12 protein-coding genes are annotated in these 14,649 nt (G+C 70.9%); 1 reads left to right on the top strand and 11 read right to left on the bottom strand.

All coding sequences use genetic code 11. The annotated features are described in order from the left end of the window. Positions 1-69 precede the first annotated feature (69 nt). The 4 genes from BJ998_RS34400 to BJ998_RS34385 form a co-directional block, all read right to left on the bottom strand. The gene (locus tag BJ998_RS34400) at positions 70-264 is read right to left on the bottom strand and encodes a ubiquitin-like protein Pup (protein ID WP_184867474.1); all 195 of its coding nucleotides are present in this window, start codon (positions 262-264) and stop codon (positions 70-72) included. 94 nt (positions 265-358) lie between these two features. Beyond that, complete coding sequence (gene dop, locus BJ998_RS34395; protein WP_184867473.1) at positions 359-1,861, bottom strand: depupylase/deamidase Dop; 1,503 nt, start codon at positions 1,859-1,861, stop codon at positions 359-361. A gap of 48 nt (positions 1,862-1,909) precedes the next feature. Beyond that, entirely contained in the window at positions 1,910-4,411 is a 2,502-nt protein-coding gene (locus tag BJ998_RS34390; RefSeq protein ID WP_312890459.1) for an FtsX-like permease family protein, read from the bottom strand. A gap of 161 nt (positions 4,412-4,572) precedes the next feature. Beyond that, a complete protein-coding gene (locus BJ998_RS34385; protein ID WP_221338214.1) occupies positions 4,573-6,183 on the bottom strand; it encodes a S53 family peptidase in 1,611 nt (536 codons plus the stop codon). Between the two features lie 60 nt (positions 6,184-6,243). Between BJ998_RS34385 and BJ998_RS34380 the strand changes: the two genes are divergently transcribed. Continuing rightward, positions 6,244-6,777, top strand: coding sequence for an NUDIX hydrolase (locus BJ998_RS34380; RefSeq protein WP_184867471.1), 534 nt, complete (start codon positions 6,244-6,246; stop codon positions 6,775-6,777). Here BJ998_RS34380 and BJ998_RS34375 read toward each other — a convergent pair. The 7 genes from BJ998_RS34375 to arc all read right to left on the bottom strand — a co-directional run bounded on the left by BJ998_RS34375 (position 6,768) and on the right by arc (position 14,338). Then, the gene (locus tag BJ998_RS34375) at positions 6,768-7,421 is read right to left on the bottom strand and encodes a class I SAM-dependent methyltransferase (RefSeq protein ID WP_184867470.1); all 654 of its coding nucleotides are present in this window, start codon (positions 7,419-7,421) and stop codon (positions 6,768-6,770) included. The genes BJ998_RS34380 and BJ998_RS34375 overlap by 10 nt on opposite strands. A gap of 10 nt (positions 7,422-7,431) precedes the next feature. After that, positions 7,432-7,797: a hypothetical protein gene (locus tag BJ998_RS34370; RefSeq protein WP_184867469.1), complete on the bottom strand. Its 366-nt coding sequence runs from the start codon at positions 7,795-7,797 to the stop codon at positions 7,432-7,434. Beyond that, complete coding sequence (locus tag BJ998_RS34365; protein WP_376775955.1) at positions 7,764-8,849, bottom strand: nSTAND1 domain-containing NTPase; 1,086 nt, start codon at positions 8,847-8,849, stop codon at positions 7,764-7,766. Before BJ998_RS34365 ends, BJ998_RS34370 begins: the two co-directional genes overlap by 34 nt. A gap of 74 nt (positions 8,850-8,923) precedes the next feature. Further along, positions 8,924-10,144: an NAD(P)/FAD-dependent oxidoreductase gene (locus tag BJ998_RS34360; RefSeq protein WP_184867467.1), complete on the bottom strand. Its 1,221-nt coding sequence runs from the start codon at positions 10,142-10,144 to the stop codon at positions 8,924-8,926. 515 nt (positions 10,145-10,659) lie between these two features. Continuing rightward, entirely contained in the window at positions 10,660-11,331 is a 672-nt protein-coding gene (locus BJ998_RS34355; RefSeq protein ID WP_184867466.1) for a hypothetical protein, read from the bottom strand. A gap of 79 nt (positions 11,332-11,410) precedes the next feature. Further along, positions 11,411-12,337: an aldo/keto reductase gene (locus BJ998_RS34350; protein ID WP_184867465.1), complete on the bottom strand. Its 927-nt coding sequence runs from the start codon at positions 12,335-12,337 to the stop codon at positions 11,411-11,413. Between the two features lie 207 nt (positions 12,338-12,544). Continuing rightward, on the bottom strand, positions 12,545-14,338 hold the full coding sequence (gene arc, locus BJ998_RS34345; protein ID WP_184867464.1) for a proteasome ATPase: 1,794 nt from the start codon (positions 14,336-14,338) through the stop codon (positions 12,545-12,547). Positions 14,339-14,649: the final 311 nt, after the last annotated feature.

The raw sequence follows: 14,649 nt of genomic DNA, 5'->3' as shown, positions 1-14,649 counted from the left end.
TGCTGTTTCTCCCTGCCGCCTGTGGAGTCGGTGTCACGGGTTGGCCACTGGTCGCAGTGGACCTGGGGCCTACTCGCCGCCCTTCTGCACGTACGCGCGCACGAAGTCCTCGGCGTTCTCCTCGAGCACGTCGTCGATCTCGTCGAGGATGGCGTCGACGTCCTCGCCGAGCTTCTCCCGGCGCTCCTGACCCGCGGCCGCGGCGCCGTCGGCGCCCTCGTCGCCGTCGCCCCCACCCTGACGCTGAACCTGTTCCTGAGCCATTGCCGCCTCCCGGTGACTGGTTGGCCTGGTCACAACACTACCCAGCGGCACTGACATTCGTCTCTGAGCCACTCGGGTCGTGATCAACGCGTGTCTACCCCCTGGTGAGGGCGTCCACCAGCTCCTCGGCCGTGTTCGCGGCCTCCAGCAGCGCCCCGACGTGCGCCTTCGTCCCCCGCAGCGGCTCCAGCGTGGGGATCCGGACCAGCGACTCGCGGCCGATGTCGAAGATGACGGAGTCCCAGGACGCGGCCGCGACCGAGGTCGGGTAGCGCTCCAGGCAGCGGCCGCGGAAGTAGGCCCGGGTGTCCTCCGGTGGCGTCTGCACGGCGGCCAGCACCTCCTCCTCGCTGACCAGGCGCTTCATCGAGCCCCTGGTCACCAGGCGGTTGTACAGGCCCTTGTCCAGCCGCACGTCCGAGTACTGCAGGTCGACCAGCTGCAGCCGGGGCGAGCCCCAGGCCAGGTTGTCCCGGTTGCGGTAGCCCTCCAGCAGGCGCAGCTTGGCCGGCCAGTCCAGCCGGTCGGCGCACTCCATCGGGTCCCGGCGCAGCGCGTCCAGCACCTCGCCCCACGTCTTGAGCACGTGCGCGGCGACCCGGTCGCCGCTGCCCTCGGCGTCCAGGAACGCGGCAGCCCGCTCGTGGTAGGCCGACTGGATGTCCAGGCCGGAGAACTTGCGCCCGCCGGTCAGCTCGACGGTGGCCTTCAGCGTCGGGTCGTGGCTGATGGTGTGCACGGCCCGCACCGGGTCGGCCAGCCGCAGGTCGTCGAAGCGGCGGCCGGCCTCGATCATGTCCAGCACGATCGCGGTGGTGCCGACCTTGAGATACGTGGAGTACTCGGCCAGGTTGGCGTCGCCGATGATGACGTGCAGCCGGCGGTACTTGTCGGCGTCGGCGTGCGGCTCGTCGCGGGTGTTGATGATGCCGCGCTTGAGCGTGGTCTCCAGGCCGACCTCGACCTCGATGTAGTCGGCGCGCTGGGACAGCTGGAAGCCAGCGTGGTCGCCGGAGGCGCCGATGCCGACCCGACCGGAGCCGGTGACCACCTGGCGCGAGGTGAAGAACGGGGTCAGGCCCCCGATCACCGCGGTGAACGGGGTGCTGCGGGACATCAGGTAGTTCTCGTGGGTGCCGTAGCTGGCGCCCTTGCCGTCCACGTTGTTCTTGTACAGCTGCAGCCGCGGCTGGCCAGGCACGGAGGCGGCCTTGATGGCGGCCTCCTCCATGATCCGCTCGCCGGCCTTGTCCCAGATCACCGCGTCGCGGGCGTTGGTGACCTCGGGCGCGGAGTACTCCGGGTGCGCGTGGTCGACGTAGAGCCGGGCGCCGTTGGTCAGGATGACGTTGGCCGCGCCGAGGTCCTCCACGTCGGGGTCGGACGGCGGCACGCCCGGGGCCCCGAGGTCGAAGCCGCGCGCGTCGCGCAGCGGCGACTCCACCTCGTAGTCCCACCGGGCGCGCCGCGCCCTCGGGATCTCCGCCGCCGCCGCGTACGCCAACACCACCTGGGTCGAGGTCAACACCGGGTTCGCCGTCGGGTCGCCGGGTACGGAGATGCCGTACTCGACCTCGGTGCCCATGATCCGCCGCATGTCAGCAGCCTACGACGTCGGACCGACAAGCGAGCACGGTGACCAGGTTCACGAACCGGCCAGTCCCACCGCCGGGCGCACCCGGGAGGCCGTCCGAGCAGGCATTACGGCGGCGAGCACAGCCAGCACCACGACCGCGGCTCCCCCGATTGCCAGCTGGCCCCAGGGCAGGCTCGGCCAAGTGTGCACGCCCATGCCCGCGATCAGCAGCTCCGCGTACACCGTGCCGAGGATCGTGCCGCCGACCAGTCCGGTCAGCGCGAGCAGCACCGCCTCGGCCAGGATGCCCGCCGTCACACCCAATCGGGTCACGCCGAGCGCCCGCCGCAGCGCCACCTCCTTGCGCCGTTCCTGCACGGAGATGCTCAACGCGGTGCCGATGCCGGTGACCGCGACGGCGACGCTCAGGCTGAGCAGCACCATCAGAGTGACCGCGGCGAGGTCCAGGTTGCGCTGCGTCTCCTCGGTGCTCTGCGACGCCGTCGTCACGGTCACGGTCGGCGAGTTGGGCAGGGCGGCGAGCACCGCGTTGCGGTAGGCGGCCTGGTCGAAGCCGGATTTCACGCTGACCACGACGGCACTGACCGGCGCGATCCTCGGATCGCCGACCAGCACGTCCGCGAAGTCCAGGTCGACCCGGGGCAGCGTGCCCACGACGGTCACGGTGCGCGGCCCGCCGGCCAGGCCGCTGATGGTGACCTGCTGGCCGACCTCGACCTTGTTGTCGCCCAGCCGCCAGCCGCCGACCAGGGCGCTGTCCGGGCCGAACTTGGTGGCGACGGGCTGGTGCACGGCCTGCAGGTACGCGTCGAGCTTGGCGGGATCGACGCCTGCGACGCCCATCCTGGCGCCGTTGACGGTGATGCCGCTGCCGCCGCCGCTGATCGGCAGCAGCTGGTCGACCTCGGGCTGCTGGGCGGCCTTGAGCACGTCCGGGCCGAGCGGGCGGTGACCCGTGTCGGCGATCTGCGCGTCCGGCCGCGTCGGATCGCCCTGGGAGAAGGCGATGTCCCGGGCCGTGCCGATGAGCACGACGGCGCCGGCCACGATCGCGCTGGCCAGCACCAGCGGCATCGCCACGGACGCGGCGCGCTGCGGTACCCGGCCCAGCTCGATGCCGGCGAGGCGGACGTGCGGGCCGAAGACCTTGCCGGCGATCCAGCCGATCCCGCGGCCCAGGAACGGCACCATGCGGGGCCCGAACGAGCCGAAGACGCCAGCGACCGCGGCAATGCCGGAGAACAGGGCGAAGAACGGGGAGCCGATGGACCGCTGGGTGGCCAGTGCGCCGAGAGCGAACAGCACGGCGGCCCCGACGAGCAGCCAGCCGCGGACGTTGCGGGCGCGGACTGTGCGACGCTCGGGCGTCGCCTCGTCGGCCAGCCGCAGCGCCGCCAGCGGCGACACGCGAGCGGCGGCCAGCGACGGCCGCACGGCGGCGAACGCACTGAGCGCCGCCGCCACGATGATCCCGGTGATCAGATAGCCGATGGATGGCAGCGCCGCCGGTTGCAGCTGGGTCGCGCCGAGCATCGTGGACACGCCCGTGACGTCCAGGATCCAGCCGAGTAGCCGGGCGACCGTGCCGCCGAGCAGCGCGCCGACCGTGCCGGACAGGCCGCCGGTGATCAGCGCCTCGATGAGGTTGGCCCACACGATCGGCGTGCGGTCCGCGCCGACGCAGCGCAGCAGCGCCGTCTGCTTCTGCCGCTGCAGGTAGACCGCGCGGAAGGTGGCGCCGGCGACGAAGACCGAGGTCGCCAGGGCGAGGATGCTGAACAGGAACAGCAGCACCCGGACCGTGTTGTCGGAAGCCTGGATGGAACGTTCGCCGTCGGCAGTGGTCACGCTGATGCCCTGGCCGAGCTGCTGGGCCAGGTTCGCCCGCTCCGCGATGTCGCTCGTGCCGGGCGTGAGCAGCAGATCCAGCTCGGTGGTGTCGAAGCGGGGATTCAGCTTCGCGGCCAGGTCCTTGCCGACGATGACGAACGGCTCGTCGCCGTGGCTGCCCATCTGCGTCACGCCGCTGACCGTGACCGGCACCGGGTGGCCGGCGGCGTCCACGAGCTCGATCTTTTTGCCCGGCGAGAGGTGCCGCTGGTACGCCGTGACCTTGTCGATGGCCACCTCGCCGTCAGCGGCCGGCGTGTGGCCGTCCTGCAGCGCGTAGCGGTTCAGCGACGGGTCGCCCGGGTCGATGGCCGCGGTCAGTCGGTTCGGCAGCGCCCGCCCGTCCGCGCCGATCATGTCGATCGACACCTTCTGGACCGGCACGACCTTGGCGACGTTCGGCGCGCCGGTGAGCTGCCGGGCGACGTCGTCGAGGTCGGGCGCCTTGCTCTCGTCCCCGACCGTCGACACGACCACGCCCACCGGCTGCGGCACCCGCTCCGCGCCCGCCTTCACGGCGGCGTCCATCGCGTCGCCGAGCATCAGCGAGGCGATCAGGCAGGCGACGCCGACCAGCAGGGCCAGCCCCGGCAGCAGGGTCCGGCCGGGGTGGCGGCGCAGGTCCGACAGGGCGAGTCGGGTGACGATCCGTGGATTCACGCCCGGAGACGCTAGGGACCTAGTGGATCACCAGTCGTCATCCTGACGTCGCTACCACGAATCCACCCTGAGGACTACCCCTCGGTGTTGGGAACGGACCATTCCTCAACTCGGAGTTGAGGAATGGTCCGTTCCCACACTTAAAATCTGGTACGGGGGTGTCAGGTGCCGAGCATGGTCTGGACGAACTTGGCGGCGTCGAAGCTGCCGAGGCCGGTGACCCGGTCGTAGCCCTTGGCCGCGGTGAAGGCCCCGTTGCTGCCGCTGGTGATGTCGTGCAGCGCCGCGGTGCCGGCCAGCTTGTACAGCGCCGGATTGGCGAAGCCGAGGTTCGGCTTGCCGGCGGCCGAGGCCAGCTGGTTGTACAGCGCCGCGAAGCCAGCCCACTGCGGCGCGGCCGCGCTGGTGCCGCCGACGACGCCGAACTGGCCCTTGCTGAACACGGCCAGGCCCGTCGCGGGGTCGGCGTCCGCGGCGATGTCCGGCACCATGCGCGCCTTGTTGCCGAGGTCAGCCTGGTAGTCGGGGGCGCTGAACAGCACGGAGTTGCCGCCGCCGGAGCCGTCCCAGCCGGTCTCACTCGTGCGGGCGTTGGTGCCGCTGACGACGAGGTGCGTGCCGCCGGTGCCGGTGACGAACGGGTCGCTGGCCGGGAAGTCGACGCTGGTGCCGCCGTTGCCGATGTCGTCGGAGCCGCTGTCGCCGGAGGCGGCGAACAGGCTCTGCCCCTGGGCCGCGGCCTGCTTGTACAGCGTGTCCTGGGCCTTCAGGTCGGCCTGCGAACCGGCCTCCTCCGGGCCGCCCCAGCTGATCGACACGACCGGGATCTTGCTGTTCACGATGGCCGCGTACGTGTCGATCACGCCGCGGCTGCTGTTGGGGCCCTCGAACACGGTCAGCTGGGCCTTCGGCGCGATCGCCTGGATCGCCTCGATGTCCAGCTCCACCTCGGTCTGCCCCTCGCCGAGCGCCACCCCGCCGTCGACCTTCTTGACGACCGGTTGCGGCGGCGTGAGGCCGAACTGCTTGTCGTAGGCGTCGATGTTCTGCTGTTGGAAGGCGTCCAGCTCGAACACCGCCACCTGCTGCCCGGCGCCGGTGGCGTTGAGGCCCTTGACGTCGTACGCGCCGTTCAGCTGCGCCGGCGTGACGCCGCGGACGGCCCGCTGCCGCAGCGGCGGGTGCGACAGCTTGCGGTGGTTGTCCAGGCCGGCAACGTCGCTGACAGCGGACGCGAGGTTGCCCGGCAGGCTCAGGGCGGAGTCGTTGGCGTAGTACTCCTGGCCGGTCCTGGCGTCGCGGCGGGTGGACAGGCGCGTGCCGAACGTCTGCTCCATCGCCGACGCCGGGCCGCTGGCGTCCACGATCAGGCGGTTGGCCGCCACCGAGTCGACGGTCAGGCCCTTCGACTTCAGGTACGTCGTCACCTGGTCGACCTGGTTCTGCGAGGCGCCGTACTTGGCCGTGAACTGCTCCGGCGTCAGGTACTTGCCGTACACCGGCGACCGCGGGTCGCTGACCTGCTTGACGAACTCGTCCAGCTCCTTGGAGTTCGACGGCGTCAGGCTGACCGCGACGGACAGCTGCTTGTCGGCCGGCACGTCGCCGATGCGGGCGGACTGCGCCAACCGCGGCAGCACCGAGCCGGCGAGGGTCACTCTGGGCTGCAGCGCGACCGGGTCGGCGTTCGCGGCCTGCATGACGGCCGCGCAGGTCCCCAGGACGGCGAGCGGCGCGAGCACCGCCACCGCCACCTTGATGCTCTTGTTCACCATCGGCTCCTCGGTCCGGCAGGGTCCCGGTCGAATACGCCTCACATCCGGTCACGGTTCATGACGTGCGAAGATCGGTTCGTGGCCGCCGACGAGCTGATCGCCCTGTACTCCCCCGACGGCTCGCCCGTGGGAACCGTCACCCGGGGACGGATGCGGGCCGAGGGGCTGTGGCACGCGGCGACGGCGATCTGGGTCCGGTCCGCCGACGGCCGTCGGGTCTACGTGCATCGCCGCAGCCCGGACAAGGACGTCTTTCCGGGGCTGCGGGACTGCGGGGTCGGCGGGGTGGTCGACGCGGGCGAGGTCCCGGCCGACGGGGCGGTGCGGGAGCTGGCCGAGGAGCTGGGCATCACCGGCGCGCCGTTGCGGTTCCTGTACCGGTTCACCTTCGACGAGCCGCCGGTGCGGTGCCACAACTTCGTGTACGAGACGACATGGGAAGGGCCGATCAGGCACCAGCCCGAGGAGATCGTCTCCGGCGAGTGGATGGACCTGGACGAGCTCGCCCGCCAGCTGCGGGACCCGACGACCGACTTCGTGCCGGACGGGCGGGCGATCGCCCTGGAGTGGCTGCGACGCTACTACGACTGATCGACCCAGAGGAGTTTCCGGACGCCGCCGGGCTTCTCGTGCGGGGTCTCGACGCGGCCGCTCAACGTGAAGCCCCAGTCGGCCAGTTCGTGCTCGGTCTCCTCGTCGCCGATGTCCACTGTGTACGGTCCGATGATCAGCCGGTCGCCCACGTCGGCCAGCAGCCGGGTCACGAAGTCCCGCCGCCGGTTGGCCGGCACGTACTCCAGGCCGGTCCGCACGAAGTCGTAGCGCTGCGGCGGATTCCAGGTCAGGGCGTTGCCGAGGTGGATGCGATCGGTCCAGCCGGGCAGCCGTCCGCGGGCCAGCTCGACGAACTCCGGCACGATGTCCACGCCGTGCGGCTGCACGTCCAGGCCCTTCTCCCCCGCCCAGATCGCCACGCACTCCATCAGGTATCCGTTGGCGCAGCCCACATCCAGGAAACTCCCGTGCCGGTCGAGGGCCTCGACGACCACCTTCCGGGTCCGCACCCAGTCCTGCTCCGTCCCCGACTTGCCCGACTGCTCCCACGGTGTCTTCGCGCCCAGGTACGGCTCACGCAGCAGGCCGGCCATGGCGTCGTGCCAGCCCTGCTGGTCGATCACCCCGTCGGCGAGCGCGGCGTCGATGGCCGCGATCTCCCGCCACGCCAGGTCCCACATGGCTTCCCCCTCACCCCGGCAACCGGTACTCGAACCCCGGAAAGTACTGCTGCCACTGGGATTCGGGAATGGGGCCGAGCCGGCAGGCCGTGTCGTGCAGCAGCTTCGGATCGGTGTGCCAGATGGACAGGTTGGTTGCCGTCCTGACGTAGACATCGCCGTTGCCGGCGACGGCGATCGCCTGCACATGGTCCAGGTTCGCGTCGATCACCATGCTGTGCAGGCCCGACACCACCACCTTGCCGTCGCCGGCCGCCCTGGCGAGGATCTTGCCGTCGGCGCTGGCGGCTGTCGGGACCGGGCCGGGCCCCGCGACGAGGGTCATGCCCGCGTCCGAGGTCTTCACCTGCCAGCTCTGCGTCTGCTCCACATCCACCTGTTTGACGGCGGCCGGGTCGGCCACGTCGTACAGCCGAGGGCGACCAGGCGGAGGAAGAGTTGCCTGGCCCTGGCCCGCTGGGTCGGCGTGAGCGAGGTGAAGGTCTGCTCGGCGGACTGGGCCAGGGCGTGCTGGAGGCCGCCGGTCTTCTCGTACGAGGCGAGGGTCAGCGAGATGCCCTGGCGGCGGAGCCAGGTCTCGCGCAGGGCGTGCGACAGCAGCGGCAGCGCCCCGACCTGGTTGCCGACGTCGGCGACCAGCCGAGTGACGAGAGCTTCCTCGACCACGCAGCTGGCGACGGCGGCCGGGCGGATGATGGCGCGCCGAAGCTCGTCGGAGGCGAGGGGGCCGACGAGCACCTGGCCGCCGTCCAACGCCGCGACGAGCTCGGGGTACTGCCCGCAATGGCCGTAGAAGTCGGCGCGGACGCCGATGACGACGCGGAGGGCGGGGTGGGTCAACGCGGCGACGAAACGGGTGCGTTCCTCGTCGCCGCACAGCGTGAAGATCTCCTCGAACTGGTCGACGACCAGCAGCTCGACGTCGCGCTGCCGGAGCACCATGGCCAGGTTCGACGGATGCTCGGCGAGTTCGTCGACGGGCACCGACAGCCGGCCGGCGAGTTCCTCGAACGGATGTGGTCCGGGCACGACAACGAGGGACGACCACTGCGCGGACGCGGCGACGCCCGCGCGGAGCAGGGACGACTTGCCCGCCCCGGACGCCCCGAAGACACCCACGAACCGGCGCTCGCCCAGCTGCTCGCCGACCTGCCGGACGAGCCGCTCCCGCCCGAAGAACAGCGCGGCGTCGTCGGCCTGGAACGAGGAAAGGCCGACATAGGGGCACGGCCCGTCCTCGACGACAACGGGTTCGGTCAGCGCCCGCCGGCGACGTCGGAGAGAACACTCGCCGAATAGTGCGCCCGCGCGCCCAACTCGCGATAGGGCGGACTGCCCGCATCGATCCGTAATCGACGCAGTCCCGCGGCGAAATCGCGCAGCGGCCCGTTCTCCAACGGGCGCTCGGCACGCGGCATCCCCATCCACCCCCCTCGTCGTTCCCGACCACCATCGGGCACTTGCCGTTGTTCGGCAAGCGCCCGACGAGGCCGGACAACGAATCAGGCGATGGGGGTGCCCGGGTCGGCCAACCGGTCGGCGTCGACGGCCTTGCGGCTGCGGATCAGCTCCTGCACCGGCCCGATGCCGTCGTCCCACAGGTTGACGTGCATGCCGGCGACGACCTCGTCACCGGCCAGCCAGAACGCGTAGAAGGCCTGGCCGTCGACGTCGCCACGGGTGACGACCCGGTCGTATCCGCCGGGCGGGAACCAGCCGGCGAATTCCATGCCGAGGTCGTACTGGTCGGTGAAGAAATACGGGAGCTGGTCGTAGGTGACGTCCTGACCGAGCATCGCCTTCGCGGCGGACGGGCCGGAATCCACGGCGTTCTGCCAGTGCTCGACGCGAATACGGCGGCCGTAGCGCGAATTGGGCACGCTGGCGATGTCGCCGGCGGCGAAGACGTCCGGGTCCTCGGTGCGCAGCGCGGCGTCGACCAGCACGCCGCCGTTGTCCACGGTGAGGCCGGCGTCCTCGGCGAGTTCGACGTTGGGCCGCGCGCCGATGCCGACCACCACGATGTCGGCGGGGATCTCCCCGGCGTCGGTGGCGACGGCCGAGACCTTGCCGGCCCCGGTGAAGCCCGTGACGCCGACGCCGAGCCTCAGGTCGACGCCCTGCCGGCGGTGCACGTCGCCGAAGAACGTGCCCATCTCCGGCCCGAGCGCCCCGTGCAGCGGCGTGGCCATGGGCTCGACGACGGTGACCTCGCAACCCGCCTTGCGCGCCGCTGCGGCGGTCTCCAGCCCGATCCAGCCGGCGCCGACGACCACGACGCGGCCGCCGGTGGCGAAGGCCTCGCGCAGCGCGTCGGACTGGCTGAACCGGCGCAGGTAGTGCACGCCGTCCAGGTTGCTGCCGTCGATCTTGAGCCGCCGCGGCGAGGACCCGGTGGCCAGCAGCGCCTTCGTGTAGCCGATGCGCTCGCCGCCGGCCAGCTCGACCTCGTGCGCCGCGCGGTCCAGCCGGGCCACCCGGCGGCCGGTGAGCAGCTCGACGTGGTTGTCGCCGTACCACTCCAGCGGGTGCAGGAAGACGCTGTTCCGGTCCTGGTCGCCGAGCAGGTAGCCCTTGGACAGCGGCGGCCGGTCGTACGGCCGCTCCTGTTCGGCGCCGATCAGCACGATCCGACCGTCGAAGCCCTCCGCACGCAACGTCTCGGCCGCCTTCGCACCGGCCATGCCGGCGCCGACGATGACGTGCGTCTGCTCGCTGGACATCCCTGTCTCTCCCGTCGCAGAACCGCTGGTCCCCCCGTTCTACAACCCCGGCGCAACCCCTGCGCGTTGTTCAGGGCTCGTTGTTCGGAGGGCCGGGAGCGACACTGAACAACAATCGCCCGGTAGACATGTCATGGCGGCAACCGGCCATGAGGGGTGACCGGTTGCACCTACCGGGAAGTGAGCGGCACCGGGCCGAGGGGGACCGGGATCGCGAGCGCCGGGTAGTGGGCGGCAGCCGGACCGAGGAGGACCGGTTGCACCCGACAGGTGGTGGGCGGTGACCGGCCCGGGGGGACCGGTTGCACCCGCCGGGCAAGTGGGCGGCAACCGGCCTGGGGGAACGGTTGCGGCCGCCGGGTGGTGGACGGCAACCGGCCAGGAGGGGGGATCGGTTGCCTTCGCCGAAGGTGGGACTCCCGCACCCGCCGGGCCCGGTGTCCTGAAGCCGCCGCGTCCCCAGCCAGGTGCGCGGCGGCTTCAGGCTACGGGGATCTCGGCGAGAACCGAACCCCTCAATCCGTAGGGGCCGCGACGAGGCGGGCGGCGGCCGGGGTGGCGATGTCCCGGAGCAGGTTCTGCGCCTTGGCCTCCGACGTCGTGATCACCTGGGCCCGGGCGAACAGGTGCCCCTTGGCCAGCAACAGGGTGCAGCTGGGCTGGCTGCCCTTCTCGCACCAGCTGTAGCTGGCGTCCACGCCGGCGGGAGCCTTGGCGAGGGTGTACTTGGTGGCCTGGGAGCACGTCAAGGCGGCCTTCGTCGCGGCGAGGACCTGCGCGGCGGTGGTCGCCGGGTAGACGGCGACGTACTCGGTCAGCGTGGTCACGGAGCTGTTGCCGACCCAGCCGGTCTGCCCGCCGGCGGCGGCCGCCGCCGGCTTGGTCAGCGGCGCGGAGCAGGCGGGCAGCGTGGACAGCAGGGTGGACTTCTGCGGCACGCTGGGGTGGAAGCCGATCTCGGCGACGGAAGAATCGATCATCAGCCCGGCGGTGACCTGGTTGGCCAGCTGCGCGGCGTTGTTCGTGGTGGTGGTCGGCGTGGTCGGGTGCGACGTGGCGCTGGGGGCGGCTGTCGACGTGGTGGTGGCGACGGGGTCCTGGGTCGCGTAGTGCCGCAGGTCGTTGGGCTTGCCTGAACAGGACGCCGTCAGCACGAGAATGCCGACGACCACGTACGCGCGACGCAACGCGTTGCCCCCTCCGGGATTCGTCTCAAGGAATCACCCGAGGGTAGTAGTCGGCGATCACGGCCCCGCGCTCGACCGGTCAGTTCCACGCCAGCTCGGCGCGACGCCCCCAGTAGCGGCCGGGCTCCACGGCGAGGTGGGCGAGCGTGTCCCGGCCGGGCAGCGCCACCCGCGCGGCGGCGAGATTGGCCCGCAGCTGAGCGGGGCTGGCCGCGCCCAGCAGCACGGTGTCGGCCCATGGCTGCGCCAGCACCGCGGCCAGCGCGACGGCGTCCGTGCCGACACCGGTCCGCTCGGCGATGCCCAGCAGCTCGGCCGGCGGCTCGACGGCCAGCCGGCCGTTGGCCAGCGCCTCCTTCACCAGCACGTGCAGGCCGGCCTCGTGCGCCTCGGCCAGCGCGGGCCCGGCGGAGGTCTCCAGCACGTTCCATGTCGACTGCACGGTGCTGAACAACGGCCTCCCGTGCACGGTCAACCCCATGGCCCGCCGGATCGTGTCCGCCTGCGCCGGCCCGGTGGTGGAGAACCCGATCCGGATGCCGCGGTCGGTCAGCTCGAACAGGCTCTGCTGCAGCAGCGGGTCGTTGAACAACGGGCTGTCGGCGGTCAGCGAGTGCACCTGGTACACCGCGAGCCGGTCGCCGAGCAGGGCGTCGGTCTCGGCCCACTGCTGCTCGAACCGGGCCAGGCTGTGCTCCTTGACCTCGTGCACCGGCGCGTCCGGCCGCCAGTCGGCCACGTACGCGTAGCCCCACTTGCTGGACACCGTGACGTCCTGGTGCCCGCGGTCGGCCAGCCAACCGGCCAGGAACTCCTCGGCCCGGCCGTAGGAGCGGGCGGCGTCCACCCAGCGAATGCCGGTGGAATAGGCCTCGTCCAACACCTTCCACGCGGCCGCCCGCATCGCCGGCACGGACCGCACGCCGGGCAGCGCGCCCTGCCGACCCAGGTTGATGTACGCGGGCCGGCCGAGCGCGGCCAGCCCCAGGCCGAGTCGTTCGAGCACGTCTCCCCCTTCGAACGCGGTTGACGGCAAGACGCTAACCGGGCGACCCGGCTTTCGCACGACAGCACGAGCGAATGACCACGCAGAGTGGTGATCGACCCTATTCCAGGATTTACCGAATGGTTACGAAAATCGGGCCGAGTCCTCGCCCGAAAGAGTCACGAACGGCCCGGGTCCGAGGACCCGGGCCGTTCACGTGAATCGGACTTACAGGTACTGACCGGTGTTGCTGGCCGTGTCGATGGCGCGGCCCGACTCCTGGTTCTTGCCGGTGACCAGGGTGCGGATGTACACGATCCGCTCGCCCTTCTTGCCCGAGATGCGGGCCCAGTCGTCCGGGTTGGTGGTGTTGGGCAGGTCCTCGTTCTCGGCGAACTCGTCGACGATGGCGTCGATCAGGTGCTGCACTCGAAGGCCCGGCTCGCGGGTCTCCAGCACGGCCTTGATCGCCGCCTTCTTCGCGCGGTCGACGATGTTCTGGATCATCGCGCCGGAGTTGAAGTCCTTGAAGTACAGGACCTCCTTGTCCCCGTTGGCGTAGGTGACCTCCAGGAACCGGTTCTCGTCGGACTCGTCGTACATCCGCTCGACCGTGTGCTGGATCATCGCGTTGATGCAGCGCTTGGCGTCGCCGGCGAACTCGGCCAGGTCGTCGGTGTGGATGGGCAGCGTCTCGTTGAGGTACTTGGAGAAGATGTCCTTGGCCGCCTCGGCGTCCGGCCGCTCGATCTTGATCTTCACGTCGAGCCGGCCGGGGCGCAGGATGGCCGGGTCGATCATGTCCTCGCGGTTGGAGGCGCCGATCACGATGACGTTCTCCAGGCCCTCGACGCCGTCGATCTCGGCCAGCAGCTGCGGCACGATCGTGGTCTCCACGTCGGAGGACACGCCCGAGCCACGGGTGCGGAAGATCGAGTCCATCTCGTCGAAGAACACGATCACCGGCGTGCCCTCGGAAGCCTTCTCCCGGGCCCGCTGGAAGATCAGCCGGATGTGCCGCTCGGTCTCGCCGACGAACTTGTTGAGCAGCTCAGGGCCCTTGATGTTGAGGAAGTACGACTTGGCCTGGCCGTCGTCGTCACCCCGGGCCGCCGCGACCTGCTTGGCCAGCGAGTTCGCCACCGCCTTGGCGATGAGCGTCTTGCCGCAGCCGGGAGGGCCGTACAGCAGCACGCCCTTCGGCGGCCGCAGCTGGTACTCGTGGAACAGCTCGGCGTGCAGGAACGGCATCTCCACCGCGTCGCGGATCTGCTCGATCTGCCGGAACAGGCCGCCGATGTCGCGGTAGTCGACGTCCGGCACCTCCTCCAGCACCAGGTCCTCGACCTCGGCCTTGGGCACCCGCTCGTAGGCGTAGCCGGCCTTGGAGTCCACCAGCAGCGAGTCGCCCGGCTTGAGCGGGGCGTCGACCAGCGGATCGGCCAGCCACACCACGCGCTCCTCGTCGGCGTGCCCGACGACGAGCGCGCGGACGGCCCCCGACTCGTAGTCGTTGAGCAGCTCGCGCAGGATGCACACCTCGCCGGTGCGCTCGAAGCCGCCGGTCTCCACGACCGTCAGCGCCTCGTTCAGCCGGACCGACTGGCCCAGCTTGAGGGTCCCGCCGTCGACGGCCGGCGACACCGCCACCCGCATGCGGCGGCCGGCGGTGAACACGTCCACCGTGCCGTCCTCGTATCCCGCCAGGTAGACGCCGTAGCCGCTGGGCGGCTGGGCCAGCCGGTCCACCTCCTCACGGAGGGCGAGAAGCTGGCTACGTGCCTCTCGGAGGGTGTCGACCAGCTTGGTGTTGCGCTCGGTCAGCTGGCTCACCCGCTCGGACGCCTCAGCGAGGCGCTGTTCGAGCAACCGGACGTGTCGTGGGGACTCCGTCAACTTGCGCCGCAGCAGTGCGATCTCGTCCTCGAGGAACCTGATCTGCGCGGACAATTCGGCGCCACTCGCACCGTGGTTCAGCTCGCCACCCTCATCGGGCTGGCTGCCGGGACGGTCGGTCGACATATCGGCACCCTCCTCCCGCTCTACGTCTTCCCACGGTACCGGCGATCACTGACAAGTGAGAGGACCTCTGGCCGCGCGCTGGTCGCGAAACGGCCACGAAACGCCCGCTCGGCCGGATGAACTACTCCATACCGGTGTCAGGGGGAACCTCCCAACCGCTACCGTGCGTCTCAGGCACCGGAAGTGCCGTGGTTCCGGAAGTGTCCACGCCGGCAGCGTGAACATCCACCCGAACGTGACAACCGTCCCGTGGAGTGGACACCTGGGCATACCCATGGCGTCACCCAGGGCAAACCAGCAGGGGGAGAGAC

It is taken from the genome of Kutzneria kofuensis, assembly GCF_014203355.1.
Lineage (GTDB): Bacteria > Actinomycetota > Actinomycetes > Mycobacteriales > Pseudonocardiaceae > Kutzneria > Kutzneria kofuensis.
The sequence above is the reverse complement of the archived record's forward strand: the minus strand, read 5'-3'. Positions and strand labels throughout refer to the sequence as shown.